The organism is Hydrogenophaga bisanensis (assembly GCF_042665135.1).
In the GTDB taxonomy this organism is placed as follows: domain Bacteria; phylum Pseudomonadota; class Gammaproteobacteria; order Burkholderiales; family Burkholderiaceae_C; genus Hydrogenophaga; species Hydrogenophaga bisanensis.
This window is the reverse complement of sequence record NZ_JBHTBX010000001.1, coordinates 305607-332179: the sequence shown is the minus strand read 5'-3', so window position 1 is coordinate 332179 and position 26573 is coordinate 305607. Positions and strand designations below refer to the sequence as shown.

The following is a 26573-nucleotide window of genomic DNA, read 5'->3' as shown; positions in this document are numbered from 1 at the left end:
GACGATACTGCCTTGATATGAAACTCCAGCACAAAGCGTGGCTGCTGATCCTGGCGGCGGTCGGTGTCGTCACCCTGCTGGCCATCGTCGTGACGGGGCAGACCATCTCCCGTTCCTTTGCCGCCCTGGAGGACGAGAGGGCCTTGCACGAGGGGGAGCGCGCCAGACGCATCCTGTCCCAGCAGGCGCAGGAACTGCTGACGACCACCATCGACTACGCATACTGGGACGATGCGGTCCGCTTCGTTCGCGGCCAGGACGATGCCTTCCTCGATGACAACATCACCGAGGACAACATGAAATACCTTCGGCTGTCCGAGGTGCTGGTGCTGGATGGCACAGGACAGCCCAAGGCCGCCGCGAGGCTGGTGGATGGCGAAGAGCTGCAACTGGTGTCCTCCGGGCTGCTGCCCAAGCTCCTTCAGCTGGGGCAGCCACTGCTCGCTGACGCCAGCGGGATGAGCACCCTGCGGACCTTTGTGCAGCACGAGCAGCAACTCTACGTGGTGGCCGCCGCGGTGATCCGGGATCCGGGCGTGGTGGCCCAGGCACCATCCGGTGTCTTGCTGATGGTTCGCGCGATCAGCCACGCCGAGCTCGTCCGCATGAGCGATCTCATGCTGACGCAGGTTTCGTTGAGTTTCGACGGCATCGCCAAAGCGGGTGTCAAGGTCTGGACCCGCGAGTTGAGCGACCGCCGCATCGGCGTCCAGGCCGTGATCGATGACCATGACGGACAACCCGTCGCCACCCTGGACTTGAACCTGGTCCGGGAAATGGACGACGAGGCGCGGTCCCTGGCGGTCACCACCGGGCTTCAGGTGCTGTTGGCCGGACTGATCGTCGGCGCGACGCTGGTGTTCCTGCTCGATCGATGGGTCCTGCGGCGCCTCAGTCGCATGCATGACCAGTTGGGTGCCATCACGGCCGAAGGCCTGGCGGGTACCGAGCGCATTCGCATGGGGGGGCAGGACGAACTGACCGCAGTGGCCAACGGCATCAATTCCCTGCTCGATCGGGTGCGCATGGACGCCATCGAACAGAAAAACGCGCACGCCCGGCAGGAAGCCCTGCAGCTGCAGCTCATGCAGAGCCAGAAGATGGAGGCCCTGGGTCGCTTCACCGGCGGCATTGCCCATGACTTCAATAACTCCCTGGCGGGCATTTCCGGCTGGATGCGTTTGGCGCAGGAGGATCTGGCGGCCGATCATCCCAGCCGTGAGGCCGTGGACCAGGCGATCAAGGGCGCCCAGTACGCACAGGGGCTCATGCGCCAGCTGCTGACGTTCAGTCGTCAGTCCAAGCTCAATCTGGAGCCGGTGCATGTCGGCGCTCTGGTTGAGCAGACACGCAAGTTTGTGTCTTCCGGGCTGGTGCGCTCGACGCAGGTGCAGGTGGAGCAACTGTGTGAAGACGACCTGATCCAGGCCGACCCGACGCAGCTTCAGCAGGTCCTGGTCAACCTGATCATCAATGCCTCGGACGCCATGGACGGTGTCGGGCGGGTCCGTTTGCGCGTGGACCGTCTCAGCTTGCCGCTGCCGGCGGGACAGGCGTCGTGGCCGGGCGTGGCCGAGCTGCCTGAGGGGGACTATCTCCATGTGCAGGTTTGCGACGATGGGCCTGGCATCGCTCCGGAGAACATCGACAGGATCTTCGATCCGTTTTTCACCACCAAGAGCGTGGGCAAAGGGACGGGCCTGGGGCTGTCGGTGGCCCACGGTGTCATGGGGCGTCATGGCGGCAGCATCGGCGTGGTCAGCCAGCCCGGTCACGGCGCCTGCTTCCATCTCCTGCTGCCCGCTCAGGCCAGGCCCGAAGCGTCGGGCCAGACGCCGCTGGGCGCCTCCGGCGCTTCGTCGGGCACCCTTCGCATGCTGTTTGCCGATGACGACCAGTTGGTGCGTCACTCCTGGGGCAGCCTGCTGGAGCGTCAGGGTTGGGACGTGATCCGCGCCCGCGACGGCGAGGAGGCCTGGCAGCTGTATCAGGGCAGCGATCAGCGTTGGGACGTGGTCCTCACCGACCTGACCATGCCCAAGCTCGACGGTCGCAGCCTCATGCAGCGCATTCGCCAGACACCCGACGCACCGCCGGTGGTGCTGGTCAGCGGGCACGTGGGCGACGCCCAGCGCCAGGCCCTGCTGGACGACGGATTTGCCGAGGTGCTGTTCAAGCCGGTGTCCTTTGATGACCTCGGCCAGATCCTGCGGCAGGTGGCCGCCAAGGGTCGACCCGCTGATTGACAGACTGGCCCGGACTGGCCAGAACTGGTCAGTCGGTCGGTCGCACCACGATCACGATGGGCGAGGGCACCCGGCCGTCGGTGTCGCGCGGCAGCTTGGCGGTCCGGTCGATCGCCCGTAGCGCCGCGTCGTCCCAGTTGCGGTTGCCGCTGCTGCGCACGACCCGCCGGTCGGTGATGGTGCCGTCGGTCATGGCGCGCACCTCCACCTCGGTGCGCAAGCTGGCCGGGAAGTCTTCGCTGTAGATGATGTTGGGCCGAATGGCCGAAGCGACACGGCCCGCGTAACTCGACGACGGACCACTGGAACGCAACGCAGTGCCGGTGGCGTTGGGGCCACCGGTGGCGCCGGCCAGACCCTGGATGCGCCGCATCTGGTCTTCACGCGCCGCCCTCTGGGCTTCCGCGAGTTGACGCGCCTCTCGCTGTGCCTCTTCCTTCCGCCTCTGCTCCGCCAGTTTCTTCTGCTCGGCTTCCTTTTTCTTCTTCTCTTCCGCCAGCCTCTTCTCGCGCTCCTTCTTCTCCAGTTCGGCCTTGGCTTTTTTCTCCTGCTCGGCCTTCGCCTTCTTCGCACGCTCGTCGGCCGCCTTCTTCTCTTCGGCTTCCTTGCGCTTCCTGGCCTGCTCGGTCGCAATATCCGGCGCCTTTTTCACAGGCTCGGGCTCCGCCTTCGGGGTTGGCTGGGGACGGGGCTCCGGCTTGGTTTCTGGTTCCGGCGGCGGTGGGGGCGGGGGTTCCACCGCGCGTGGTGCTGCCTGCTGGGCCGTGGCGGACCAGAGCTCGGCTTCAAAAGTCGGGATCGAATCCTGCTGCCAGCTCACCCCCCAGGTGAGCGCAGCGATGAGCAGCGCATGGACCACCAGCGCCAGCCCCATCGGGCCCTGCCAGCGACCGGCCTGCGGGGGCTTGAAGTCAATCGTATCGACGCTTGGGTTCATGCCGGTGTTAGCGGGATGACTGCACCGACAGGCCCACGCGCTCCACACCGGCACGCTGCAAGGTGTCCATCACCTTCACCACGGTCTCGTACTTGATCGACTTGTCCGCACTGATGACCACCGGCACCTTGCTGCCTTCGCCGGCCGCCGTCTGCAACTGCTGGACCTGGGCCGCCAACTGGCCGATCGTCACCGTCTGGCCCTCCTTGCTGCTGTTGCCCTGGCTCACGCGGATGCGTTCTTCCTTGTCCACCACCACCTGCACATAAGTCTTGGGCGGCGCGCTGGCCTGACCGACGCTGGGCAGATCGATCTGGCTCGGCGTGATCAATGGCGCGGTCACCATGAAGATGATGAGCAGCACCAGCATCACATCGATGAACGGGACCATGTTGATCTCGTTCTTGGTACGGCGGGTGCGTCCGCGGGATGACATGGCAGCCATGCTTGTCGATCCTCAGTGACCCGACGGCGTGGCCTGCGCAGGCTGGTGACCCAGGTTGCGCTGCAGGATGTTGGAGAACTCTTCCATGAAGGTCTCCAGCCGGTTGGCCACGCGGTCGATGTCGGTCGCAAAACGGTTGTAGGCCACCACCGCCGGGATGGCGGCAAACAGGCCGATGGCCGTGGCCACCAGGGCCTCGGCGATGCCGGGTGCCACCGTGGCCAGGGTCACCTGGGCCAGCGATGCCAGGCCGGTGAAGGCGTGCATGATGCCCCAGACCGTACCGAACAGACCCACATAAGGGGCGACCGAACCCACCGTGCCCAGGAAGGAGAGGTTCACTTCCAGCGCATCCACCTCGCGCTGAAAGCTCGCCCGCATGGCTCGCCGGGCGCCATCCATCAGGGTGCCACTGTCGGTGATGCGCCGCTCGCGCAGCTTCTGGTATTCGCGCATGCCGCTGGCGAAGATGCGCTCCATCGGTCCACCGTGGCGGGCGTTTTGCGCAGCGGCTGCATACAGGTCGTTCAGGTTGGCACCTGACCAGAACTCACGCTCGAAGTCTTCGTTGTGCGTCTTCACCCGCTTGATGGCAAACACCTTGCGGAAGATGGCGGCCCAGCTGATGACGGACATCAGCACCAGCATGAGCACCACGGCCTGCACCACCCAACTGGCGTGCAACATCAACTGGACGATGGAGAGATCTTGCGGCATGGGGTCTCAGAGATGAAATGAAAAGGAAAGTTCGTGATCGACGCGCATCAGGCAGCAGAAGGAGCCAGCACCGCGAGGACGGCGGCGGGGATCCGCTGGGGGCGCAGGGTTTGTGCGTCCACCCAGCCGATGCGGATGCTGCCTTCGCACAGAAGCGTCGAGTCCTGATCTTCCTGCTGCGGTTTCAGGAGTGCCTGCTGTCGGATGGTAAGCGAGGCGCGGCCGGCTTCTTCGATACGTGCCGTAACCAGAAGCAAATCGTCCAGGCGCGCCGGGCGGTGGTACTGCACCTGGGTGGCGCTCACCACAAACATGCCGCCGACCTCGTCGCGCAGCTGCTGCTGCGCCACGCCCAGGTGCCGCAGCCATTCCGTGCGGGCACGCTCGAAGAACTTCAGGTAGTTGGCATAGAACACGATGCCACCGGCATCGGTGTCTTCCCAGTAGACGCGCACTGGCCAGGTGAAGGGCTCCCCCTTGCTCACAGCGCCGCCTCCAGCCGCGCAATCGCTTCCTGCAACTGCGCCATCGAATTGGCGGTGGAAAAGCGCAGGTAGCGGCCGGGCTCCGCCACCCCGAAATCCCGTCCGGGCGTCGCTGCCAGCTGGCAGCGCTTCATCAGCTCAAACGCCAGCGCCCAGCTGCCGCCGGGATGATCGGGTGTGCCCTGCATGGCGATGCCCCAGCGATCGCAAAGACGGGTCACATCGGCCCATGCATAGAACGCTCCGTCGGGCATCACCGGCACGTCCAGACCCAGCCTCTGCAACTGGGGAATGAACCAGTTGCGGCGCGCCTTGAACTCGGCGCGACGCCGTTCGTATTCGGTCAGGCTCTCGGGCGCAAAGCAGGCCAGGGCGGCATGCTGGGCGATCGTGCTGGCGCAAATGAAGAGGTTCTGGGCCAGCCGCTCCACGGCGGGCACCAGCGCCGGCGGCAACACCAGCCAGCCCAGGCGCCAGCCGGTCATGTTGAAGTACTTGCTGAAGCTGTTGATGCTGATGATGTCATCGCCCAGGCCATCGGGCAGTCCCAGCGCACTGTGACCATACTCGTCCTCGTAGCTCAGGCCCAGGTAGATCTCGTCGACCATCGTCACGCCACCGCGCGATTTCACCAGCCGGGCAATCCGCTCCAGCTCATCCCGCGCAATCGAGGTGCCGGTGGGGTTGGAGGGCGACGCGAGCAGAACGCCTCGGGTGGCGGGGGTCCAGGCCGCTTCCACCTGTGCCGCGCTCAGCTGGAATCGCTGATCCGGACCCGACGGAATCATCACGGCACGCGCCTCGGCCGCCTGCACGAACTGGCGGTTGCAGGGGTAACTCGGATCGGGCATCAGCACCTCGTCGCCCGCTTCGATCAAGGCCAGGCAGGCCAGGTGCAGGGCCATCGACGCGCCGGCGGTCACCACGATGCGGCCGGGGTCGATCGACAGGCCAAAGCGCTGCGCATACCAGCCGCTGATGGCTTCGCGCAGGGCCGGCAGACCCGTGGCCTGGGTGTACTGGCTGCGCCCTTCGCGGATGGCCCGCTCGGCGGCCGCCTGCACCAGGGGCGGCGCGGTGAAATCGGGCTCGCCGATGTTCAGGTAGATCATGCGCCGGGCGTCCGGCCCGGCCTGCTCGGCCATGGTCTGTGCCGCTTTGGCCAGTTCCATGACATAGAAAGGTTCGACCCGCTGGGCCCGCTGCGTGATGCGCATCGGCGACACCCTCAGGCAGCGTCGCTGCCGCCCTTGCGGGCACCGCTGCGGGCTGAGTCACGCGCCGGGGAGGCGGCTACCTCGACAGGGCGCAGTTGCGGCGCCAGCTGGTGCAGCACGCCATTGACGTACTTGTGGCCGTCCGTGCCGCCAAAGCTCTTGGCCAGCTCGATGCATTCGTTGAGCACCACCCGCCACGGCACGTCCGGGCAATGTCTCAGCTCATACACCCCTATCCACATGATGGCGCGTTCGATGGGCGAAATCTCGGCCAGCGACCGATCCAGGAAGGGTTTGATCAGTTCGTCGGCCTCGGCGGTCTGCGCCACGCAGCCGTGGAGCAGGGCGTCGTAATGGACGCTGTCGGCCTTGTGGAAGCCACTCAGATCGCGGGTGAACGCGTCCACCTCGCCGGCATCATTGCGTCCGACGATGAACTGGTAGAGGGCCTGCAGGGCAAACTCGCGTGCCCGGGTGCGGGCCGACTTGTCCGAGGCCTTGCGGCTCTTGGCGCCGTCCGGATTGGCTGTGGTCATAAGTCCCGCGTCCTTCAGCCGATCTGTTCGACCAGATGCGCCATCTCGATGGCCACACGGGCCGCGTCGCGCCCCTTTTCTTCCTGGCGGGCCACGGCCTGGGCCACGTTCTCCACCGTCAGGATGGCATTGGCAATCGGGGTGTTTGTGTCCAGCGACACGCGCGTCACGCCAGCGCCCGACTCATTGCACACCAGTTCAAAGTGGTAGGTCTCGCCGCGGATCACACAGCCCAGGGCGATGAGAGCGTCGTACTCGTCGCGCTCGGCCATGGCCTGCAGCACCAGGGGCACCTCCAGGGCGCCCGGCACCGTCACGCGGGTGATGTGCTTTTCCTGCACGCCCAAGGCCAGCAACTCGGCATGACAGGCCTCGTACAGGGCATTGGTGATACCTTCATTGAACCGGGCCTGGACGATGCCGATGACCATTTTCTTGCCATCGAGCAGGTTCGATGAGCCTTTGTCTGCGCCAAACATGGGGAATCCGTTTCTTCTGTTCGTTTGTGGGGCTCAGGCGTTGCGGCCGAGGAACCCGGTGATTTCCAGGCCGTACCCGGTCATGCTGGGCATGCGGCGCGGGTTGCCCATCAGCCGCATCTTCTGCACACCGCATTCGCGCAGGATCTGCGCGCCAATGCCGTAGGTGCGCAGGTCCATGCGCCCGCGTTCGGGCGCCTGGGCGGAGCGCGCTGTGCCCTCGAACTGCGCCAGCAGTTGCTCGGCCGATTCACCGCAGTTGAGCAGCACGGCCACGCCAGCGCCGCTGTCGCTGATGTGGCGCAGGCTCGCCTCCAGGCTCCAGCTGTGCATCGAGCGGCCCACCTCCAGCGCGTCCAGCACCGACAGTGGTTCGTGCACGCGCACATCCACGCTCTGCTCGGCATTCCACTGTCCCTTGACCAGGGCCAGATGCAGCGAGCCACTGGGACCGTCGCGGAAAGCATGCGCCGTGAACTCGCCAAAGGCGGTGTTCAGCGCCCGTGTGCCCACCTTCTGCACCAGGCTTTCAGTGCGGCTGCGGTGTTCAATCAGGTCGGCAATGGTGCCGATCTTCAGGCCATGCTCGGCCGCAAACAGCTGCAGGTCCGGCAGACGGGCCATCGTGCCGTCATCCTTCATGATTTCGCAGATGACAGCGGCCGGTGTGCAACCGGCCATGGCCGCCAGATCGCAGCCCGCTTCGGTGTGGCCGGCGCGCATCAGCACGCCACCTTCCACGGCCTGCAGGGGAAAGATGTGTCCGGGCTGCACCAGGTCATCGGCCTTCGCTTGGGCGGCTACCGCCACTTGCACGGTGCGGGCACGGTCGGCGGCCGAGATGCCGGTGGTCACGCCTTCGGCCGCCTCGATCGACACCGTGAAAGCGGTGCCCATCTTGGTACCGTTGCGCGGCACCATGGGCGGCAGCTTCAGCCGCTCGCAGCGCTCCTTGGTCAGCGTCAGGCAGATCAGGCCGCGACCGAAGCGTGCCATGAAGTTGATGGCTTCTGGGGTGACATGGTCGGCGGCCAGCACCAGGTCGCCTTCGTTCTCGCGGTCTTCCTCGTCCACCAGGATCACAATGCGGCCGGCCCGCATGTCGGCAACGATGTCCTCCACGGGGGAGATGGCCACCGGGGCCAGGGCTTGGGGCGCGTTCATGCGGTTTCCTTGGTTGGTGTCTGACCCGCCGTGAGCATGCGCTCCACGTAGCGGGCCACGGTGTCGATTTCAAGATTCACGGCAGCGCCCGCCAACAGGTCGCCCAGCGCGGTGCTCTGCACCGTGTGCGGAATCAGGTTGATGCTGAACTCGGTGCCGTCGGCGCTGTCCGCCACGCGGTTGACGGTCAGGCTCACGCCATTGACCGTGATTGAGCCCTTGTAAGCCAGGTACTTGCCCAGCGACAGCGGGGCCTGAATGCACAGTTCCCAGCTTTCGCCCACCTGGGCAAAGCGGGTGACGTGGCCGATGCCGTCCACGTGCCCGGAGACGATGTGACCGCCCAGGCGATCGTTGGCCCGCAGCGCCTTCTCCAGGTTGATCCTGCGCCCACTCTCGGCCAGGCCCGTGGTACGGGCCAGCGACTCGGCGGATATGTCGATGGTGAAACGGGAAGAGGGCAGGTCCAGCGTGGTGACCGTCATGCAGGCACCATTGAGGGCAATACTGTCGCCCAGGCCCACATCGTCCAGATAGCCGGGCGGCACCTCGATGGTCAGGCGCTTGCCGTGGTCCGGTGTGGACCCCAGGGGTTGGAAGGCGGCGATACGCCCTACCGCGGTGATGATGCCGGTGAACATCCTGCTATTGTCGCAGGGTTTGCCATCACCCCGCGGTCTGCACGTTCATCGGTGAGTCCAGGAACGCATCCCGCCCCTGCACCCGGGCCAATATGCGCAGGTCGTCCCCCACCTGGTTCACGCTTTGAAACCGCAACCGGATGCCTTGATCCAGCTGCTCCAGCGGCCCCAGGCTGGAGAGGCCGGCACCCGATCCCAGCAACAAGGGCGCCTGGTACAGCAAAACCTCATCGACCAGGCCTTCGCGCAGGAAGGAGCCATTGAGCTTGTGCCCCGCCTCCAGATGCAGTTCATTGACCTCCCGCTGCGCCAGATCGCGCAACATGGCAGCCAGATCCACCTTGCCACCCGAACCGGGCAGGGCCACCAAGGTAGCACCGCGTGCCTCCAGCGCAGGCGTCCGTGCCCTGGCCTGGTCTTCCGTCAGGGCGTGATAGATCAGGATGCGGCGCGACAGGCCACCAGCCGGTGCGGCCCACAGACGGGCATCCAGCGGCGTCTCCAGCCGGCTGTCCACGATGACCAGATGCGGCTGCCGGGTGGCCGGCACGGCCCGCACGTCCAGCATCGGGTCGTCTTCCAGCACCGTGCCAATGCCGGTCAGCACCGCACAGGCGCGCAGGCGCCAGGCATGTCCATCGGCCCGTGCGGCCTCCCCGGTGATCCACTGGCTGGCCCCATTGGGCAGGGCGGTCGTGCCATCCAGCGACGCCGCCATTTTCATGCGTACCCAGGGTGTGCGACGAATCATCCGGCTGAAGAAGCCGATGTTCAACTCCCGCACCGACCGCGCCACCTCGTGATCGTGCGGCAGCACCTCCACCTCAATCCCTGCCGCCCGCAGCCGCTCAACCCCTCGTCCGGCCACCAGTGGGTTCGGATCCAGCGTGGCCACCACCACCCGGGCCACCCCGGCAGCAATCAGGGCGTCGCAACAGGGTGGGGTGCGGCCGTGGTGAGAGCAGGGCTCCAGCGTGACGTAGGCAGTGCCGCCCCGCACATCGAGGCCCTGGTCTCGCGCTGCACGCAAGGCCATGACCTCAGCGTGAGGGCCGCCGGCTTGTTGGGTGTGGCCGTGTGCTTGGACGCTTTGAAGGTCACTTTGCAGCAGGCATCCCACCCTGGGATTGGGTTCGCTCAAACCGATAGATTGAGCTGATAGCGCAACCAGGCGCGACCAGATAGGGGTGGGGGACTCGGCTCGAGCGGCAAGCATGGGCATTCATTCGTGTATCTGCCCAGTATTCTGCCCTTGCTGCAGGGGGCCATGTTGGCAGTTGGCGTGTGCCACACTGTCAAACAATGCGAGGGTAGTGCTTGCCTGTTGGCTGCCGCCCGTCTGCGCCCCGCTCCCATTCGTCTTGATGACGTCCCTGGGTGTGCTTCGACGTCATATAGTCCAACCTAAGTAGTATTGAGGTATCTCCCCTATGCAACCTGTCAGTCATCCGGACGCCTCGCTCAATTGCAAGGGGTTCACGCTCATCGAGATGATGGTCGTTGTGTCTCTCTTGGGGATACTGGTGGCGGTCGGAGTGCCCTCGTTCAGGGCCATGATTCTCCAGAATCGGGTCACCGCCGTGACCAATGAACTTGTTGCCGCTTTACAGTTCGCTCGCAGTGAGTCGATCAGAACGGGAGCGAATGTCATGGTTTGCTCAACCAACGACCAGGCCACCTGTTCTGGGGTATGGACCAACGGGTGGGTTGTCAGAAATGCGGGTGGGCCTTTGAGGGTATGGCCCCCTGCAAGGGAAGGGGTGGCTATCGCTGTTCCCGGCACGGTGACATACACGCCGCTGGGCAATGTGACCGCGGCTAGGTGCTTCCAGCTGACGCTGGATGTTTATCAGCGTTTCGTTGGGGTATCCGCCGGTGGTCGCGTGGCTACCTCGGCAAATGCCTGCCCATGATTTAACGGATATGAAACCTGTGGGAAATCGCATATTCACAAGCAGGCGCCGGGCTGGGCATTCCTGCCGTGGCCAGCGGGGGGCGACTCTTGTAGAGATACTGGTCGCGGTTGTGTTGCTGTCTTTCGGCTTGGTTGGGTTGGCTGGGCTGCAATACAACGGTTCCAAGTTCAACCACGGCGCCTATCTTCGCTCTCAGGGAACGGCACTTGCCTACGACCAGCTTGATCGGATGAGATCAAATCTGGCCGCTTGCCCGACGCCAGACCTACCCGGACCTTGCGGCTACGCCACCACCTTTGCCAACGCATACGATGGGGCCTTGGGTGCTGCCGCCGTCGCTTGCCAGGTCGCCCTGCCTGCGCAGGCGAATGCTGTTGCCAATGCGGTGGCAGAGACCAATCAGTGGAAGAGCTGTATTGAGAACGTGCTGCCTGCTGGTCAAGGTCAGGTATCCCGGGTCGCGGCCGGCACGGCTTACGTCGATCAGTGCGGCGTAAATCATGCGGGGAGTCCGTTTTCAACCTTCGTGATTGAAGTCAACTGGGCCGAGGCGCGTTTAGCGACCGGAGGCGTCAATCAACGTGACTGCGTCGTGGTACGTGCTGAGGTGAATCCCCAATGAAAATGCAACGTTCCTCGCGGCCAGGATCCCTTGGTCTGTTGCCCACTCGGCAACGTGGTTTGACACTGGTCGAGCTGATGGTGGCCATGGCCTTGGGGCTCGTTATCTTGATTGCGGTGGTATATGTTTTCGCAGGTAGCAGAGCCTCACATCGTCATCAGGAGTCGTACTCGACCGTTCAAGAGTCTGGTCGCATCGCATTGGAACTGATGGGGCGAGACCTTCGTATGGCTGGTCATACCGGGTGCGGGAATCTTGGATTCCTTCAGCACATTTCCGCACCAATCAACAATCCACCCTTGCAGATGGACGTATCGTTTGACGACGCGACGACCATCACGGGAACTGATAATGCTGCGGGGACACCAGATCTCGTGACTCTTGTCGCGGGTAGCGCAGAGTCCACCGCCTTGTTATCCATGCCGGCCCCAAACGAAATGGAGCTTACATCTGTTGCAGCATTGGGGACGGTTAATCCCGGGGACTTGCTGCTGGTCAGCGACTGCGTGTTCACTGAAGTGGTGGCTGTGCAAGCTGTTGCGGGAAACACCCTTACATTGAACCCGCCACCGACCAGGCAATATCGTCCTGGGTCTGTGGTGATGCGACGCCAATGGACTCAATACACGGTCAACCCGGCAACACGCGAACTGCAGCGTAACGGAGTGGCGATCGCTGGTGGTGTGACCGATATGCAGCTTCGCTACGGTGTTGGTGATGCGACACGCTCTGCAACCAACTACGTGACTGATCCCTCCACTGTAGCTCCTACCAGCATTGTGGCCATCAAGGTGGATCTGACGATTGCTGATGGCAATGTGAATCGTCCGTTCTCTTCGACGGTCACCCTGCGAAATAGGGCGCCTTGAGGTCTTCAATTTCTCATGTCAAGGTTATGAGCTCAACATCTAGGCGAAACCGCTCGTTATCCGGATCCAGATCGGCCCGGGATCAGCGAGGGGCTGTGTTGATAGTCGGTCTGATTATTCTTGTGGTTCTCACAATGTTGGGTATTCAGGCCATGAGGACCAATCTGGCGCAGGAACGAATGGCTTCGAACATGCGGGAGCGGAATCTTGCCTTTCAAACCGCTGAATCTGCCCTTCGCGTGGCTGAGCGGCAGGGGCCCTACGACTCTGAGCGTGTTGAAATCGTCGGAGATTTGCGTGACTGGGATGGGGTAGTCAATCAAACAGGTGTTCTGGTTGGATTTGATGCCCTGTTGGCTCAAGATCCTTCATTTCACATCGGTCCACCGCAATATGTGCGCATTGGTCTTGAAATTCCACCCAAGTTTCGTCTGATCTATCCTGTGACATCGCGATCTGTTGGTGGGCAGGCCTCGAGTCCCATTGTCCTTCAAACTGGTTTTGAACCTCCAAACTAAGTGCGTTTCATCGTGTTTGATTCGTGGTGGCATGCGAGTTGTCCTTAATACGGTCAAGGTGAGAACATGATTAAAGAAAAAAATTATTTCAGGGTATGGTCGATCATGATCCGGAAGATGGCTTTCGGGTTGTCGACCGGCTTGTGTCTGGGTTCGGCTGTTGCTCAGGTAAATATGGCGCAAACTCCCTTGTTCCTGACGTCAAGCGCCGACCCCAACATCATGTTCGTTCTGGATGATTCCGGATCAATGCACTGGGAGGTCACGCCCGACGAGGCGATTGGTAACACGGGTTATTACATATTTCCGCGGGTTGCTGGCAACTACGGCGGGACGGATTACAACAACCGTGTGCCCAGTTTCAGGTCGGAGGCGGCTGATGGCGGAACTGCTGCAGAGCAGGCATTTGCCGCAATGATGCGCTCTCCGCGAATCAATAAAAGCTACTACGATCCCTCGGTCACCTACAAACCCTGGGCCAAACCCTCTGGAATGGCCATTGCCGCCACACCGGCAGTGGTCACGGCCAAAGGAGAGTTTGAGGCGGCCTCCATCACGGCGGCGCCGCACCACCCGGTTCGTAACACCGGTGTACGCAACTTGACGGCCAACAACAACGAGAACGCCACCTGGGTGTATTGCGGCAACTACAACAACGGCGCCGGTTGGACGACATGCAACGCGGTAACTGCCACCCGCAGCTTCTATCCAGCGGTGTACTTCCGTTACAACGCGGGCGCTGTCAATGTCAGGGCCAGTTACACCCGCATCGAAATTCGTCCCGAGGCGTCCCGTCCAGCGCCTTTCACCGGATTGCCATACACGGGTGAGGGTCGGACCAAACGGACCGATTGCGCATTGGCTGCTTTGGGCTCCTGCACTTACGCCGAAGAGATCCAGAACTTTGCCAATTGGTACACCTACTACCGTTCCCGTATGCTTGCCTCGCAGGCGGGTATTGGCAGAGCCTTCGTCACACAAGCGGAAAGCATGCGGGTGGGCTTCGGCGCCATCAACAGGGCATCTTCCACCATCGACGGTGTCGCCACCCGGACCGTCATCCGTGGTGTGAGACCATTCTCTGGTACGGACAGGAACGAGTTTTTCAATCAACTCTACACGGGTGTTTGGACGCCAGCCAACACCCCGTTGCGACGGGCTTTGGATGATGTGGGGCAGTACTTTTCACGAGCCGATAATGCCGGCCCTTGGGGTGCGATCCCTGGCACGAACAACACCACGGCTCACCTGACTTGTCGTCAGAGTTATTCCATTTTGATGACGGACGGCTACTGGAACTCTGATGCCGCCAGCACAACGGGCGCTAGAGCCAACGTCGACGGGAGCAACGGGCCGACCATCACCGGCCCAAACAGTCAGACCTTTACCTACAGTGCAGTCACGCCGTTTACCGATAACCGAAGTGACACACTGGCGGACGTAGCGATGTACTACTGGAAGAGGGACTTGCGTCCCGGCTTGGACAACAAGGTTCCGGTGTCACCTCGAAACCCTGCTTTCTGGCAGCATATGGTGACTTACGGCGTCGGGCTGGGGGTGTCGGGAAGTGTCGATCCGGCCACTGCCTTTGGTGCCATCGACGCGGTGCCCGCAGTGAACATCAACTGGGCCGACCCCAGTGCGACCAATCCAGCCAAGATTGATGACCTGCTGCATGCGGCGGTCAATGCAAGGGGGGGATTCTTTTCAGCCGCCGACCCGGACACCTTTGCCAAGCAACTGTCCGACGTTCTGAAGGACATTGTCGCGAGGGTTGCTGGGTCCGGAACCTCGGCGGCGACGAGTTCGGCCGTTCTCCAGACAGATACCTTGCTTTACAACGCATCGTTCCGCAGCAGTGACTGGTCAGGAACGATCGTGGCTCGCGAGGTTCAGAGCGATGGAAATCCCGGAGCCAAGAAATGGGACGCGGAAGAGAAGCTTGCAGGCTTGTCCGAGAGCAGTCGCAAGATCTTCACCCTGAAGTCGAGTGATGACTCTGCAGTTGCCCTGCAATTGGCCAACCTGAGTACTGCGCAGCAGGCTGCCCTGGCGATCAACCCAACAGGTGCCGCTGCGACGGCTGCCACGGCGGATGACCGTGTTGCATGGTTGCGTGGTGTGGAGAACCCCGGGCTCCGTTCGCGCGCATCGGCGGGTACGCCTTCAATTACCCAGAAGATTGGTGACATTATTGGATCGGACCCGCTTTTTGTGTCGAGAAGGGACTACGGATACAGCCTGATCCAGGGGCCAGAAAAATCCACTTACAACGCTTTCCGTGCCACATCTGCCTACAAAAATCGGCCCGATGTGATCTACGTGGGAACCAACGGCGGCATGCTGCATGCGTTTCATGCAGGAACGCCGTATGTCGGCACCCCGCCCTCAACATCGATGGATCCGGACGGCGGTTCCGAGTTGTTTGCCTATGTGCCGAGTGAATTGCTCTTGCCTGGGGCATCGGGATCTCATGCGCAGATCAACGAACTGATGCGATCCGATTACAACCATCGCTACTTTGTCGATGGTTCGGCAGAAACTTCGGACGCCCATTGGGATGGCTCGTGGAAGACGGTCTTGGTCGGTGCCATGGGTGCAGGCGGGCGGACCGTGTTCGCTCTGGACGTGACTGATCCGGAAAACTTCAATGCATCCAAGGTGTTGTGGGAGTTCCGATATGCGAATGTTCCTTGTGTTGCTGATCCGACTGGCGCGGCAGGCAGCAAGGCCTGTCGTGACATGGGCTACGGCGTCACCAAGCCGAAAGTCGTGCGTTTGCCGACAGGGCGCTGGGCGGCCGTGTTCGGCAACGGCTACAACAGTGCGGATCACCGTGCCAAGTTGATGGTGGTGGACATGAAGACGGGTCGGTTGCTTTATGTCGTGGACACAGCACAGGGTGCTGCAGCGACGCCCAATGGCATGGGGCCCGTGGAGACGACTGATTGGCCGGTCAACAACCTGAACCTGAGTCGTGTCTATGCAGGGGACCTCCTGGGAAACCTTTGGCGCGTGCAGTTTCCTTCCAACGGAGCGGCCCCCGTGCTCGCACGTGTGTTTACCGCCACTGATGGAAGTGGTAACCGCCAGCCGATCACGTCCAAGCCAAAGTTGGCGTTGAAACCCGGTTCCACCAGCGAGTTGGTGGTCACGGTCGGTACCGGAAGCTTCTTCCGGGTGGGTGATGACTCCATCATTTCTCCCCAGGTCCAGACTTTCTACGGCGTTTTCGACGACTCTGCAGCGACTGTTGCCAATGTGATCCGCAGTCAACTGCGCTCCCAAACCATTACATCGAACGCAGGTGATGTGGTTGTGGGATCAAAGACATGGTCAGCCGGCAGTCTCAGGTATGTGACCCAGAACAGCCTTGCACCCTCCGATAGGGGATGGAGGCTGGACTTGCCAGTAGCGGGGGAAAGGGTCATCAGTGAGGCAACGTTTCCTTCGGGGGCTTATCAGGAGCGTGTGAGATTCACCACCTTGATCCCTGACGATGACCCCTGCGGCAGTGGACGCAATGGCTTTGTGATGGATATATGCCTGGTCAATGGTGGTCGCTGCCTTGAACCCAACCTTGACCTGAACAATGATGGCAATATCGACAGCTCGGACACCACAGGGGCTGGTACACCGAGTGGCCTGGGCGGTACGACCGGTGAGACCTTGACCACCATCAGGGCTGGTGACAAGGCGACCGATTACATGTATGGCGGTGACGGCAACAAGGTGGGCGATAGCCGAAACACCGCGGGTCCCGCAGGGCGTCAGTCTTGGCGTCAGCTACGTTGAGGGTAACTGTCATGAGCATTTTTGGGCGGATTTCGGTCGGTGCACTTGTTTTGTGCACCGGAGCTATTGCATGGTCAAACGAGGGGCCGGAGGAGGATCTGCGGGCCACCATCGAACAATGGTCAGTTGGAGGGCAAACTCTCAGAGCATCAGGAAAGACCTATGTGGTGGCGCCTGATGTCCAAATCGTTGACCGAAATGCGCGGTTCGTCAGTGCTTTGCAACTGAAGCCTGGTGTACCGGTGCTGCTTACATTGTCTGGCAATGCTGTGACTCATGTGATCGTCAATCCAGGGCCCAGCAATCCTTTTGAGCGACCAGGTCAACGTTGACCTAGAAAACCGCAGGAGTATCAGTTCATGTCACGCAGACAAGCCGGTTTCACCTTGGTGGAACTGATGATCACTGTCGCCATCGTCGGGATTCTTGCCGCAGTGGCCTATCCCTCCTACGCAGAGTACGTCCGGAGAACCGCCCGTGCAGATGCGCAGTCGGACATGGCTGAGAACGTACAGTTTCTTGAGCGTGTTTACACCAATAACAACCGATACGATCGAACCATGAACGGTGGTGCGTGGGTAACACTCCCGGTAACTCAGAGCCCGCGCTCCGGTACCGCGAAGTACAACTTCGCAATTGTTTTCGGTGCGGGGGGGACTACCTATACGTTGACTGCTCTTCCGCAGGGATCTCAAGCGTTGGATAAATGCGCAGCGATGAGCGTCAACCAGGCGGGCGTCCAAGCACCTTTGGTGGGGACAGATGGTCGCCCGTGTTGGTGATGCGTCTCTTTTGTATTAGTTTTTTTGGGATTGAGTTGCCTGAAAGCCGATCCTATATTCCTCTTCCAGATCACCAGTTCTGGCGGAGGGCGAGTTGGAAGAGCGCAAACGGTTGTCAGGTGTAACGCTGATTGAAATGGTGGTGACGGTGAGTATCGTCGCCTTCATGAGTTTTCTTGCTATTCCTTCAGTGGGTCTTTGGATAGATGATCTGCGATCAAAGGCATTGGCTAACTCTTTGCTCGTTGACCTGAACCTCGCACGAAGCGAGGCTATCCGTCGAGGTCATCCTGTCGTTGCGTGTATAGCAGTCGGGTCAGCATGTCACCCAATTGGTAGATGGGAGCAAGGGTGGCTATTATTTGCGGACATCAATAACAACGCATTAAGGGACACCGGTGAGGAGGTGATCCGACAGACCAAGATCGAGTCGGACGGTTGGCGGCTCTGGGGTAATGGTCCTGTGCGATCTTATGTGTCCTACCACCCACTTGGTCAGACGAGGTTGGTCAACGGCGCGTTTCAGGCTGGTACCCTTACCATCTGCCTCCCTTCTCGGCCAAACGCCATGTCCCGGCGCATTATCATCAATAGTCGCGGCCGTCCTCGAATTGAGCGCGTCGATCAAGCAATCGCAGGTTGTGACTGAAAGCAAACCCTTGGTATTGACCGCTTTCTACTTTCTTACCTCATCGACAAGCGCCCGGAACTCATCGATGTCTTCAAAGCTGCGGTAGACGCTGGCAAAGCGGATGTAGGCCACCTTGTCCATCTTCTTGAGTTCGCGCATCACCATCTCGCCCAGCTTGTTGGCCGGGACCTCGCGCGCGCCCAGGTTGAGCAGTTTTTCTTCGATGCGTTCGATCGCCGCATCCACCTGTTCGGTGCTGACCGGGCGCTTGCGCAGGGCCAGGGTGAACGAGGCGCGGAGTTTGGCCGGCACGTAATCCACGCGCCGACCGTCTTTCTTCACCACCGCCGGGAAGCTGACTTCCGGCCGCTCGTAGGTGGTGAAGCGTTTTTCGCAGTGGCCACACTGGCGGCGGCGGCGGATGAAGTCCGCGTCTTCGGAGACCCGGGTCTCGACGACCTGGGTTTCCAGATGACCGCAGAAGGGGCACTTCATCGGATGCAGCCGCCGTGTGTCATCACTTGTAGACCGGGAAGCGAGCGGTCAGGGCGTTGACCTTGGCGCGCACCGCTTCGATGTTCGCCGGGTCGCGCGGGTTGTCCAGCACGTCGGCAATCAGATTGGCGGTCAGGCGGGCTTCCTCGTCCTTGAAGCCGCGGGTGGTCATGGCCGGGGTGCCGATGCGCACGCCGCTGGTGACCATCGGCTTCTCCGGGTCATTGGGGATGGCGTTCTTGTTGATGGTCATGTGGGCCTGGCCCAGCACTGCCTCGGCTTCCTTGCCGGTGATGCCCTTGGCGCGCAGGTCGACCAGCATGACGTGGCTTTCGGTGCGGCCCGACACGATGCGCAGGCCGCGCTGGGTCAGGGTCTCGGCCACGATCTGGGCGTTCTTGACCACCTGTTGCTGGTAAACCTTGAACTCGGGCGTCAGCGCTTCCTTGAAGGCGACCGCCTTGGCCGCAATGACGTGCATCAGCGGACCACCCTGCAGGCCGGGGAAGATGGCGCTGTTGATGGCCTTTTCGTGCTCGGCCTTCATCAGGATGATGCCGCCGCGCGGGCCTCGCAGGCTCTTGTGGGTGGTGGAGGTCACCACGTCGGCGAACGGCACCGGATTGGGGTACACGCCCGCGGCGATCAGGCCGGCGTAGTGGGCCATGTCGACCATGAAGATGGCGCCGATTTCCTTGGCGATCCTGGCAAAACGTTCGAAATCGATGCGCAGGCTGTAGGCCGAGGCGCCGGCCACGATCAGCTTGGGCTTGTGCTCGCGCGCCTTGGCTTCCATGGCGTCGTAGTCGATGGCTTCGTTCTTGTCCAGTCCGTAGCTGACGACGTTGAACCACTTGCCCGACATGTTCAGCGGCATGCCGTGCGTCAGGTGACCGCCTTCGGCCAGGCTCATGCCCATGATGGTGTCACCTGGCTTGAGGAAGGCGAGGAACACGGCCTCGTTGGCCGAGGCGCCGCAGTGGGGCTGCACGTTGGCGGCGTCGGCGCCGAAGAGTTGCTTGACGCGGTCGATGGCCAGCTGTTCGGCGACGTCCACATATTCGCAGCCACCGTAGTAACGCTTGCCGGGGTAACCCTCGGCGTATTTGTTGGTCAGCTGCGTGCCTTGGGCGGCCATCACGGCCGGGGAGGCGTAGTTCTCGCTGGCGATCAGCTCGATGTGGTGTTCCTGGCGGGCGTTCTCGGCCTGGATGGCGGCGAACAGCTCGGGATCAGTTTGCTCGATGAGGATGTTGCGGTCGTACATGGTTTGGCAGTCTCTGGTGACATGGACCCCGCGCACCGGAAAATGGTGGCAGGGACTGCCCAGGCGAACGGCTGAACACCCGCAATTCCGGGCGGTGCGCTTCCCAGTGGTTGTCCCGGTGTTCCAGAGGGCCGGGGGGCCACGTCAGCCCGTCGGCATCCGACCCAGTCGGACAACGGACCTATCGCCAGTCGCGCACAAGCCGGATTCTATCGGACGCGACTGACCAGAACCGGGGTCAAGGTCTCTTCAGGAGGCACGAAAGGAGCGCACCTCACCCGGTACGGGCGCGCCCGGTGCGGTGATGGGCGCCAGCGCTTCCTGCTCCTGGGGCACGGCCGGGACATTGTCGACCGGCGCGGTATCGGTCACCGGCAAGGGGGTGGGCGCGAAGTTGGGAAAGTCGCGGGGCATGGGCTTGCCCAGGGCCACACTCTGAATGCGCAGGTGTTCGGCCATCACCTTGTTGATGTAGTCGGCGCCGTCGGTGGTGACCGCGCCCACGTACAGGCGCAGCCCGCCCTCGATTGAGCCGGCACGGCGGATGCAGTCTTGCAGCACCTGGGCGCCCACCCTCAGGTTGGCCACCGGATCGAACGCCGCCAGCTTGCCGCCGAAGTCCTCATATTTGTCGGTATGGACCTTGGTGAGGACCTGCATGAGCCCCTGGGCGCCCACCGGACTCTGTGCGAATGGGTTGAAGCGCGATTCGATCGCCATGACCGCGAGAATGAGCGTGGGGTCGATCTTGACGGCTCGACCCACTTCGAATGCCTCGGACACCAGCACGCTCAGCGGCTCGGGGGCCACGCGGTACTTGCGGCTGAGCCAGTGCGCGACCTTGGCCTGTTCTGCGGGCAGGGTATGGGGCAGGGTGGCGGTGGCTCTTTCCGCTGCCTGCGGCTCCACCGGCAACTCGGGCTCGGCCGGGGACTGGGTTTGCTGGCGTTGCAGCAGCCAGCCCAGGGCGTGGTGCTCGACCTCCTGGCGCAGATCGGGTCTGGCCATCAACGTCACCAGGCCGATGGCGGTGGCCAGGCCAAGCATGGCCGCACCGCTGTGGGTGACCTTGAACAGTCCGAGCGCCATGTCGGACAGGATGGTGCGGATGATTGGTGTGGCCCGGTGCGAAGCCGGGTTGTTCTTGTTGTGCGCTGTCATGTCGTCGCTCCTTTCATGGCCTTTGCAGTGGTACACCGCGCGGGTTGGATTGGGACGCCATCGGTGGCAGTCGTCGTGGTTCTGCGCACCGACTTAGCCGAAGTCGGCAGCGTGTCGGGTTTACCCTAGTGGGCAAAGCTGGCGGATGTTAGGCACGAACTAATGTCAAGTCAAATATAGAAAACGACTTTTTATCTATTAATAGATATATAAAAATCGGGTTTCTTCGATCAGACTAGCAGCAACCTCAGGAATCATGCTGGTTGTCGGGAGGCGGGCGTGATCTCAGGAGGGTGGTCGTCCGTCTGTCGGCAAAAAGCACTCATCCGCTGTGCGGTCAGCGCTTTCGTGCGGCATTGCAGGAACAGAGCGCTGAGTGGCAATTCATAGAAATTTCCCATCGCTGACCGACGAAGGGGACTTGCCTGCACCACTTGCCAAGGCTAACCTAAAGGCGCTTGCTCTTCGCAAGCATCTTCGCCAGAAGGCCAACGTTGGCCGCCTGGCATTCATGGGAGCAATCTCTTGCTTCCAGGCCGGAAGGACATCAAACTCCCTCCGTCCAGCCCGACGGCCAGTGCAGATTGCCCGCCGTCAACAACCCCGGTGGGTTCAGCCCGCCGGGGTTTCTTGCTTTTGAGCCCACAACAGTGGCTGGTGGTGATCGGCGGCCGCCCGGGACGGGTGACAATACGGGTTGGATGTGCCGGTCAACTTGCCGGCCCACGCTGACCTTCCGTTCGGATTGCCCATCCCATGTCCCTGCTGCCCTGGCGCAAGAATGCGCCCCAGTCCCCAGTCAACGAGCCCGCTGTGAATCCTTCCTCCGCCAGTGCCAAGACCGCCCAGACCCAACACCCGCTGGATGCCGCCACGGGGGGGGTGTTCTCTGCCGCCACGTCGGGCGAGCGCCTGAGCCGTGTGAAGGAGTGGCTGGCTTCCGAACCTGCATGGGAGCTCATGAATGAGGTGTTCAAGGAACTGTCACACCGTGATCGTGGTGCGGCCAAACCCCTCAAGGAGAAGATGGACGAGGTACGGCGCCTTCGTACCCAGGAGCAGGCGGCTGTCGAATGGGCGGCCAAGGCGGAGTCGATGCTGGCGCAGCCCCGCATCAACCTGGCCGATGCCATGGCATGGCAGCGCGATGCGGCCCGGGCAGGTGCTCCCTTGTCCCGTGAACCACTGGCCAGTCTCAAGCAGGCTCTGGCCGAGCGGGTGAAGGCGATCGAGGATCTGCAGCATCAGGTGCAGGTGGAACGCGAGGCGGCGGTGCTTCTGGCCCAGCGCATCGAAGTCCTTTCGACCAAACCCTGGCGCGAAGCATTGGCCGCTGCGGATGCGTTGCGCGGCGATGTGCAGCAGTGGCAGGCGCAGTCCGGCACGTTGGTCAACCAGGCGCATTGGTCAAGTGTCGAGCCCAAGTTCCCGCCCATGCTCGAGGCGTCGCGCCAGCAGTTGCTGCTGGTGTGGGACGCCTTCGAGGCGGCGCTGGCACAGGCGGTGGCGGCCGAACAGGATGCCAGCGCACCGTTGCCCGCGGTGCCTGTTTGGGCCGATGAGCTGCGTGCCGCCCGAGGCGAATCGGCTCCGGCACCGGCTGTAGATCCTGCGGAGCGCGAAGCGATGCGTGCACGCGCTGTGGCGGAACTGGAGGCCCTGCTCAAGGTGCTGGCCACCGATCTGGAACAAGGTCACGGCAAGGCCACGCCCAAGGCGGCGGCCGATGTCAGGCAGTACCTCAAATCTCACGCACGACTCCTGCCCGCGGATGTGGAAGGCAAGGCCCAGGCCTTGCTGGCCCAGGCGGGCGAGATGGAAGGCTGGCAGCGCTGGCGTGCCGATCAGCTGCGGGAGGAACTGGTCAAGAAGGCTGAGGCGCTGACCCAGGTGCCCGAAGGCCAGCGGCTGGGGGGACGCAAGCTGCAGGAAACCCTGCGCCAGCTGCGCGCCCAGTGGAAGACCACCGATCAGGGTGGGGCACCCAACCATGCGCTGTGGAAGCGGTTTGACGAGGCGTGTAACGAGGCCCACAAAGTGGTCGAGGCCTGGCTCACCCAGGTCCGTCAGCAGGGCGAAGCCCATCGGGCGGCGCGATTGGCGCTGATCGAAGAAGTCAAGGCTTGGACATTGGCCCATGCGTCTGACAGCGACTGGAAAGCCCAGATCCGGGCTCTGCATGCGTTCTCCGAGCGTTGGCGCGAAGCCGGGCACCTGAGTGAAAAGCAGTTTGCGGAGCTTCAGCCGATGTGGAAGGCGGCCATGCACGATGCCCACGTCCGTCTGGAGACGGAACAGGCCGCCAGTGTGGCCCGCCGCAAGGCATTGATTGAGGAAGCACAAGCCTTGTCCACGGCGCCACAGTGGCGCATTGACGACGTCAAGGCGTTGCAGCAGCGCTGGCAGGCCGAGGCCCATGCGGTGCCGCTGGAGCGCAAGCAGGAGCAGAAACTCTGGGATGCGTTCCGCAAACCGATCGACGAGGCGTTTGCCCGCAAGAGTGTCGAGCGTGAGAAGGCGGCGTCGGCGGTGAGCGCCCACGATCAGCGTGTGCTGGCGGCCGCCAAGGCGCTGGATGAGGCGGTGGCTGCCGCCGATGCCGGACGAATCCACGACGCCCGTCGCGCGCTGGAGGAGGCCATGCGCGCTCCGGCAGAGGTGGCCGCCTCGGTGGCGGCACCTGTGGCGACCGAGGCTCCTGCCGACTCAGAGGAAGCCACGGCGGCGGATGCCTCTGTTGCCGCACCTGCGCCGCGCAAGCTGGTGGCCGTGCGTGGGGATGACCGACCGGGCCAGGCGCGCACGGTGGCGCCTTCCCGCGATGATCGGAGGCCCGGACGTGATGTGCGCGGCGGCCGCGAGCCTCAGGGCGCTGACCGCGGCCGGCGCGAGTCGCGTGACTGGCGCGAGGGCCGTGAGCCGCGCGTGCTCGGCCCCCGTCTCGGAGACGCGGCCTTCCGTGCCCAGCGACAGGCCATCGAGCACGCCGAGGCCGCCTTGCGGCGCCTGGCGGCACAGGCCCACGGCGAGGTCCTGACGCAGTTGCTGGCGGCCTGGGAATCGAGGGATGCCGCCGCCATGCCGGCCGCACAGGCGCTGGGGTCAAAGGTGCCCGCCAGCGCACGCACCGCGTGGACGCAAGCCTTGGGGAATGCGCCAGCAGGGCATGCGTCGGAGGCCTTGCTGCGGCTGGAGATGGCCGCTGAGTTGCCCACACCGGCGGAGCATCTGGACGCTCGCCGTGCCTTGCAGTTGCAGCTGCTCACACGTCGCAACGATCCGGCTCCTGCTCAAACCTGGGCCCAGGATGTGGGACGGGTGCTGGCATCGGCGCACGATGCCGCGGCGGCACGGCGACTGCTGGCGGCCTTGAAGGTGCTGGTACGGCGCTGATCAGGCCGGTGGTGCCGCCTGGCGTATGGCCGCGCTGCGGTAGAACCCGTCATACAGCGGCAGGAGTTCCGGAAATTCCTGCCCGAAGCGTGCGCGGTGAACGAAATAGGCCTCGCTGGTGACGGCGAAGAACTCGGCGGTATTGGTCGCCGCGTAGTCGTCCAGCCACGGAGCTTCTTCGCCGAAGCGTTCGGCCATCGACACCATCTCGCGAAAACGGTTGAACTGGGCGGTCATGGTCTGCTGCCAGTGCAGCCGTGCCGCGCTTTCGCTGACGGTGCCCAAGAACCCCGAGAACAGTGGGGGGACTCCATCCGGATGTTGTCCCATGGCCATATCGCGCATGTCCATCTTGTGAACAAATTCATGGATCACCACATTGGCGCCGCGTTCGGCGGCGCCACCCGCGTGGATGACGTCTTCCCAGCTCAGCATCACCGGACCGCGATCCATGGCTTCTCCGGCCAGGGCTTCACGGTAGCGGTGCACCACCCCGGCACTGTCGGTCACCTCGCGCTGGGCCAGGGCCGCACCAGGCTGCACCACGATCCCCACAAAATCGTCGTACCAGACCAGCAACTCGGCGGCTGACCTGGGGGCACGTCCGGAAGGCAGCGACATGTGCAGCAGAGGCAGGCAGGCCTGTGCGGCAATGGTCAGCGCCATGTGGTCATCCACGGGCAGGCCATGGGCTCCATGGAACTCTTTTTCCTGGAGGAAGTGACCGGCCAGCGTCCGCAGCCGATCCTGATCCGGTGCCGCCAGTTCGAGAAGAAACGGATGCGCGTCGACCACCCGACGCCAGAGCGCCGGCTCGATCTCGGGAGATGAGCGCCAGCGGCGGGGAAGCCAGGTTTGCAGGGCTTGAAGTGCGGTCACCAACATGGCCTGCAGGTGGGGGCAGTCAGGTCCGCTTCAACGGCAGACGGTGCAGTCCATTCGGGTCCAGGCGAAGCACTTCTGCCCTGGCAGGCGTGGCCTCGGCGTCCCAGTCTCCCAGCACCCATCGCTCCAAGTCAGTGGCCAGCGAATGCCGGGCGGGACGGTGGGTGTGGCCGTGAATGAGCGCGCGCGCCCCGGCATCCTGCAACCATTGCACCGCCGCGGCAGAGTCCACGTCAGCCCAAAGGGAGGGGTTGTGGCCCTGCTGCTGTTTGCGCGACTCGCTCTGCTGCCGAAGATCCCGTGCAATCGCTTCGCGATCGGTCAGCGGTTTTTCCAGAAAGGCCTTCTGCCACGCGGGGCTGCGCACTTCCTTGCGGAAAGTCTGGTAGGGCACGTCGGCCAGGCAGAGTTCATCGCCGTGGCTCAGCAGCCAGGCATCTTCCCGCCAGTGCAGCACCGTGGGATCGGGCAGGATGATCATCCCGCAGCGATCGGCGGCCTGGCGGCCCAACAGGAAATCACGGTTACCGGCCATGAAGTAGACCGGAATGCGTTCACCCAGTCGAGCGAGGGCGTCGGCACAAGCTCGCAGGAATGGCGCCTCGGGGCAGACCGCTTCGCTGGCATCCAGTGCGTCGTCGCCCACCCAGACCTCGAACAGGTCTCCCAGGATGAACAGAGCGTCAATGTTGGTGTGTTGGTCCCGCAGCCAGTCCAGCCAGACAGACGCGGTGGCCGCTGCGCCGGCGTGCAAGTGCACATCGGAAATGAATTCGACCGCTTGCCAGTGCGCAGGTATGCGCAACTGGGCGAAGCGGTCGGTTGGCCCCGGTGGGGTGGGGCAGGGGCGCTGTGCCCCGTTCATCAGAGGGCGACAGCCTTCTCGATGACCACGTCTTCTTTGGGCACATCGTCGTGGAAGCCCTTGCGGCCGGTGGCCACACCCTCGATTTTTTTGACGATGTCGGTGCCGCCCACCACCTTGCCGAACACCGCATAGCCCCAGCCTTGGGCGGAGGGTGCGGTGTGGTTCAGGAAGGCGTTGTTGGTTACGTTGATGAAGAACTGGGCCGTGGCCGAGTGCGGGTCGTTCGTGCGCGCCATGGCCACGGTGAAGGTCTCGTTCTTCAGGCCATTGTTGGCCTCATTGGCGATCGGCTTGTCCGTGGGCTTCTGATTCATGCCCGGTTCGAAGCCACCGCCCTGAATCATGAAACCAGGAATGACACGGTGGAAGATCGTGTTGTTGTAGTGACCCTTGTTCACATAGGACAGGAAGTTGGCGGTAGAGGCGGGTGCCTTGTCCGCATCCAGTTCCAGGGTGATCACGCCGTGGCCGGCGATGTGCAGTTCGACTTTGGGGTTGGCCATG

At 62.9% G+C, this 26573-nt stretch carries 26 protein-coding genes and 1 riboswitch; of the genes, 10 read left to right on the top strand and 16 right to left on the bottom strand.

Going from position 1 to position 26573, the window contains the following annotated elements; genetic code table 11:
* Window positions 1-17 precede the first annotated feature (17 nt).
* Complete coding sequence (locus ACFQNJ_RS01550; RefSeq protein WP_382253292.1) at window positions 18-2246, top strand: ATP-binding protein; 2229 nt, start codon at window positions 18-20, stop codon at window positions 2244-2246.
* A 28-nt stretch (window positions 2247-2274) separates the two neighbouring features.
* Here ACFQNJ_RS01550 and tolA read toward each other — a convergent pair whose 3' ends face one another.
* From tolA to ribD, 10 genes are read right to left on the bottom strand one after another with little or no spacing between them, the layout of a single operon-like run.
* Window positions 2275-3183 (bottom strand): cell envelope integrity protein TolA, encoded by a 909-nt coding sequence (gene tolA / locus ACFQNJ_RS01545; protein ID WP_382253290.1) that lies wholly within the window; start codon window positions 3181-3183, stop codon window positions 2275-2277.
* Between the two features lie 7 nt (window positions 3184-3190).
* The gene (locus ACFQNJ_RS01540) at window positions 3191-3628 is read right to left on the bottom strand and encodes a biopolymer transporter ExbD (RefSeq protein WP_382253289.1); all 438 of its coding nucleotides are present in this window, start codon (window positions 3626-3628) and stop codon (window positions 3191-3193) included.
* Window positions 3629-3640: 12 nt separating this feature from the next.
* Entirely contained in the window at window positions 3641-4345 is a 705-nt protein-coding gene (gene tolQ / locus ACFQNJ_RS01535; protein ID WP_374638989.1) for a protein TolQ, read from the bottom strand.
* Between the two features lie 47 nt (window positions 4346-4392).
* Window positions 4393-4830: a tol-pal system-associated acyl-CoA thioesterase gene (gene ybgC / locus ACFQNJ_RS01530; protein ID WP_382253287.1), complete on the bottom strand. Its 438-nt coding sequence runs from the start codon at window positions 4828-4830 to the stop codon at window positions 4393-4395.
* Entirely contained in the window at window positions 4827-6047 is a 1221-nt protein-coding gene (locus tag ACFQNJ_RS01525) for a pyridoxal phosphate-dependent aminotransferase (protein WP_382253285.1), read from the bottom strand. Before ACFQNJ_RS01525 ends, ybgC begins: the two co-directional genes overlap by 4 nt.
* An 11-nt stretch (window positions 6048-6058) precedes the next feature.
* Window positions 6059-6583, bottom strand: a complete 525-nt coding sequence (nusB, locus tag ACFQNJ_RS01520) for a transcription antitermination factor NusB (RefSeq protein WP_382253283.1) — start codon at window positions 6581-6583, stop codon at window positions 6059-6061.
* A 14-nt stretch (window positions 6584-6597) separates the two neighbouring features.
* Window positions 6598-7062 carry a 6,7-dimethyl-8-ribityllumazine synthase gene (ribH, locus tag ACFQNJ_RS01515; RefSeq protein WP_382253282.1) on the bottom strand — a complete coding sequence of 155 codons (465 nt, stop codon included), beginning with the start codon at window positions 7060-7062 and terminating at the stop codon, window positions 6598-6600.
* A gap of 33 nt (window positions 7063-7095) precedes the next feature.
* Complete coding sequence (gene ribBA / locus ACFQNJ_RS01510; RefSeq protein WP_382253281.1) at window positions 7096-8226, bottom strand: bifunctional 3,4-dihydroxy-2-butanone-4-phosphate synthase/GTP cyclohydrolase II; 1131 nt, start codon at window positions 8224-8226, stop codon at window positions 7096-7098.
* Window positions 8223-8867, bottom strand: a complete 645-nt coding sequence (locus ACFQNJ_RS01505) for a riboflavin synthase (RefSeq protein WP_382253280.1) — start codon at window positions 8865-8867, stop codon at window positions 8223-8225. Before ACFQNJ_RS01505 ends, ribBA begins: the two co-directional genes overlap by 4 nt.
* A gap of 25 nt (window positions 8868-8892) precedes the next feature.
* Window positions 8893-10083 (bottom strand): bifunctional diaminohydroxyphosphoribosylaminopyrimidine deaminase/5-amino-6-(5-phosphoribosylamino)uracil reductase RibD, encoded by a 1191-nt coding sequence (ribD, locus tag ACFQNJ_RS01500; RefSeq protein WP_382253279.1) that lies wholly within the window; start codon window positions 10081-10083, stop codon window positions 8893-8895.
* A gap of 214 nt (window positions 10084-10297) precedes the next feature.
* On the opposite strand from ribD, the gene ACFQNJ_RS01495 reads away from it, so the two are divergent.
* The 8 genes from ACFQNJ_RS01495 (at window position 10298) to ACFQNJ_RS01460 (ending at window position 18018) form a co-directional block, all read left to right on the top strand.
* The gene (locus tag ACFQNJ_RS01495) at window positions 10298-10780 is read left to right on the top strand and encodes a GspH/FimT family pseudopilin (protein ID WP_382253277.1); all 483 of its coding nucleotides are present in this window, start codon (window positions 10298-10300) and stop codon (window positions 10778-10780) included.
* Entirely contained in the window at window positions 10710-11405 is a 696-nt protein-coding gene (gene pilV, locus ACFQNJ_RS01490) for a type IV pilus modification protein PilV (RefSeq protein ID WP_382253275.1), read from the top strand. The genes ACFQNJ_RS01495 and pilV overlap by 71 nt, the downstream gene beginning before the upstream one ends.
* Window positions 11402-12274 carry a PilW family protein gene (locus ACFQNJ_RS01485; RefSeq protein ID WP_374639000.1) on the top strand — a complete coding sequence of 291 codons (873 nt, stop codon included), beginning with the start codon at window positions 11402-11404 and terminating at the stop codon, window positions 12272-12274. Before pilV ends, ACFQNJ_RS01485 begins: the two co-directional genes overlap by 4 nt.
* A 26-nt stretch (window positions 12275-12300) precedes the next feature.
* Complete coding sequence (locus ACFQNJ_RS01480) at window positions 12301-12792, top strand: pilus assembly PilX family protein (protein WP_382253274.1); 492 nt, start codon at window positions 12301-12303, stop codon at window positions 12790-12792.
* A 66-nt stretch (window positions 12793-12858) separates the two neighbouring features.
* Window positions 12859-16587, top strand: coding sequence for a pilus assembly protein (locus ACFQNJ_RS01475; RefSeq protein ID WP_382253273.1), 3729 nt, complete (start codon window positions 12859-12861; stop codon window positions 16585-16587).
* A gap of 11 nt (window positions 16588-16598) precedes the next feature.
* Window positions 16599-16919, top strand: coding sequence for a hypothetical protein (locus tag ACFQNJ_RS01470; RefSeq protein WP_382253271.1), 321 nt, complete (start codon window positions 16599-16601; stop codon window positions 16917-16919).
* Between the two features lie 27 nt (window positions 16920-16946).
* Window positions 16947-17369, top strand: a complete 423-nt coding sequence (locus ACFQNJ_RS01465) for a type IV pilin protein (RefSeq protein WP_382253270.1) — start codon at window positions 16947-16949, stop codon at window positions 17367-17369.
* A gap of 94 nt (window positions 17370-17463) precedes the next feature.
* Entirely contained in the window at window positions 17464-18018 is a 555-nt protein-coding gene (locus ACFQNJ_RS01460) for a GspH/FimT family pseudopilin (RefSeq protein WP_382253268.1), read from the top strand.
* Between the two features lie 27 nt (window positions 18019-18045).
* Here ACFQNJ_RS01460 and nrdR read toward each other — a convergent pair whose 3' ends face one another.
* The 3 genes from nrdR to ACFQNJ_RS01445 all read right to left on the bottom strand — a co-directional run bounded on the left by nrdR (window position 18046) and on the right by ACFQNJ_RS01445 (window position 20923).
* A complete protein-coding gene (gene nrdR / locus ACFQNJ_RS01455) occupies window positions 18046-18495 on the bottom strand; it encodes a transcriptional regulator NrdR (protein ID WP_374639005.1) in 450 nt (149 codons plus the stop codon).
* Between the two features lie 22 nt (window positions 18496-18517).
* Entirely contained in the window at window positions 18518-19762 is a 1245-nt protein-coding gene (glyA, locus tag ACFQNJ_RS01450) for a serine hydroxymethyltransferase (RefSeq protein WP_382253267.1), read from the bottom strand.
* A gap of 50 nt (window positions 19763-19812) precedes the next feature.
* Window positions 19813-19967, bottom strand: a riboswitch (ZMP/ZTP riboswitch).
* A 44-nt stretch (window positions 19968-20011) separates the two neighbouring features.
* Window positions 20012-20923: a lytic transglycosylase domain-containing protein gene (locus tag ACFQNJ_RS01445; RefSeq protein WP_382253265.1), complete on the bottom strand. Its 912-nt coding sequence runs from the start codon at window positions 20921-20923 to the stop codon at window positions 20012-20014.
* A gap of 756 nt (window positions 20924-21679) precedes the next feature.
* Between ACFQNJ_RS01445 and ACFQNJ_RS01440 the strand changes: the two genes are divergently transcribed.
* Window positions 21680-24316, top strand: a complete 2637-nt coding sequence (locus ACFQNJ_RS01440) for a DUF349 domain-containing protein (RefSeq protein ID WP_382253263.1) — start codon at window positions 21680-21682, stop codon at window positions 24314-24316.
* On the opposite strand, the gene ACFQNJ_RS01435 is transcribed toward ACFQNJ_RS01440, so the two are convergent.
* From ACFQNJ_RS01435 to ACFQNJ_RS01425, 3 genes are read right to left on the bottom strand one after another with little or no spacing between them, the layout of a single operon-like run.
* Entirely contained in the window at window positions 24317-25195 is an 879-nt protein-coding gene (locus ACFQNJ_RS01435; RefSeq protein WP_382253262.1) for a M90 family metallopeptidase, read from the bottom strand.
* A gap of 25 nt (window positions 25196-25220) precedes the next feature.
* Window positions 25221-26066, bottom strand: coding sequence for a UDP-2,3-diacylglucosamine diphosphatase (locus tag ACFQNJ_RS01430; RefSeq protein WP_382253261.1), 846 nt, complete (start codon window positions 26064-26066; stop codon window positions 25221-25223).
* Window positions 26066-26572 carry a peptidylprolyl isomerase gene (locus ACFQNJ_RS01425; protein WP_374639011.1) on the bottom strand — a complete coding sequence of 169 codons (507 nt, stop codon included), beginning with the start codon at window positions 26570-26572 and terminating at the stop codon, window positions 26066-26068. Before ACFQNJ_RS01425 ends, ACFQNJ_RS01430 begins: the two co-directional genes overlap by 1 nt.
* Window position 26573 lies beyond the last annotated feature (1 nt).

Coding starts and splice junctions, on each gene's coding strand:
- ACFQNJ_RS01550 (WP_382253292.1), top strand. CDS start 18: ATGAAACTCCAGCACAAAGCGTGGCTGCTGATCCTGGCGGCGGTCGGT.
- tolA (WP_382253290.1), bottom strand. CDS start 3,183: ATGAACCCAAGCGTCGATACGATTGACTTCAAGCCCCCGCAGGCCGGT.
- ACFQNJ_RS01540 (WP_382253289.1), bottom strand. CDS start 3,628: ATGGCTGCCATGTCATCCCGCGGACGCACCCGCCGTACCAAGAACGAG.
- tolQ (WP_374638989.1), bottom strand. CDS start 4,345: ATGCCGCAAGATCTCTCCATCGTCCAGTTGATGTTGCACGCCAGTTGG.
- ACFQNJ_RS01525 (WP_382253285.1), bottom strand. CDS start 6,047: ATGCGCATCACGCAGCGGGCCCAGCGGGTCGAACCTTTCTATGTCATG.
- nusB (WP_382253283.1), bottom strand. CDS start 6,583: ATGACCACAGCCAATCCGGACGGCGCCAAGAGCCGCAAGGCCTCGGAC.
- ribH (WP_382253282.1), bottom strand. CDS start 7,062: ATGTTTGGCGCAGACAAAGGCTCATCGAACCTGCTCGATGGCAAGAAA.
- ribBA (WP_382253281.1), bottom strand. CDS start 8,226: ATGAACGCGCCCCAAGCCCTGGCCCCGGTGGCCATCTCCCCCGTGGAG.
- ACFQNJ_RS01505 (WP_382253280.1), bottom strand. CDS start 8,867: ATGTTCACCGGCATCATCACCGCGGTAGGGCGTATCGCCGCCTTCCAA.
- ribD (WP_382253279.1), bottom strand. CDS start 10,083: ATGCTTGCCGCTCGAGCCGAGTCCCCCACCCCTATCTGGTCGCGCCTG.
- ACFQNJ_RS01495 (WP_382253277.1), top strand. CDS start 10,298: ATGCAACCTGTCAGTCATCCGGACGCCTCGCTCAATTGCAAGGGGTTC.
- pilV (WP_382253275.1), top strand. CDS start 10,710: ATGTTTATCAGCGTTTCGTTGGGGTATCCGCCGGTGGTCGCGTGGCTA.
- ACFQNJ_RS01485 (WP_374639000.1), top strand. CDS start 11,402: ATGAAAATGCAACGTTCCTCGCGGCCAGGATCCCTTGGTCTGTTGCCC.
- ACFQNJ_RS01480 (WP_382253274.1), top strand. CDS start 12,301: ATGAGCTCAACATCTAGGCGAAACCGCTCGTTATCCGGATCCAGATCG.
- ACFQNJ_RS01475 (WP_382253273.1), top strand. CDS start 12,859: ATGATTAAAGAAAAAAATTATTTCAGGGTATGGTCGATCATGATCCGG.
- ACFQNJ_RS01470 (WP_382253271.1), top strand. CDS start 16,599: ATGAGCATTTTTGGGCGGATTTCGGTCGGTGCACTTGTTTTGTGCACC.
- ACFQNJ_RS01465 (WP_382253270.1), top strand. CDS start 16,947: ATGTCACGCAGACAAGCCGGTTTCACCTTGGTGGAACTGATGATCACT.
- nrdR (WP_374639005.1), bottom strand. CDS start 18,495: ATGAAGTGCCCCTTCTGCGGTCATCTGGAAACCCAGGTCGTCGAGACC.
- glyA (WP_382253267.1), bottom strand. CDS start 19,762: ATGTACGACCGCAACATCCTCATCGAGCAAACTGATCCCGAGCTGTTC.
- ACFQNJ_RS01445 (WP_382253265.1), bottom strand. CDS start 20,923: ATGACAGCGCACAACAAGAACAACCCGGCTTCGCACCGGGCCACACCA.
- ACFQNJ_RS01440 (WP_382253263.1), top strand. CDS start 21,680: ATGTCCCTGCTGCCCTGGCGCAAGAATGCGCCCCAGTCCCCAGTCAAC.
- ACFQNJ_RS01430 (WP_382253261.1), bottom strand. CDS start 26,066: ATGAACGGGGCACAGCGCCCCTGCCCCACCCCACCGGGGCCAACCGAC.
- ACFQNJ_RS01425 (WP_374639011.1), bottom strand. CDS start 26,572: ATGGCCAACCCCAAAGTCGAACTGCACATCGCCGGCCACGGCGTGATC.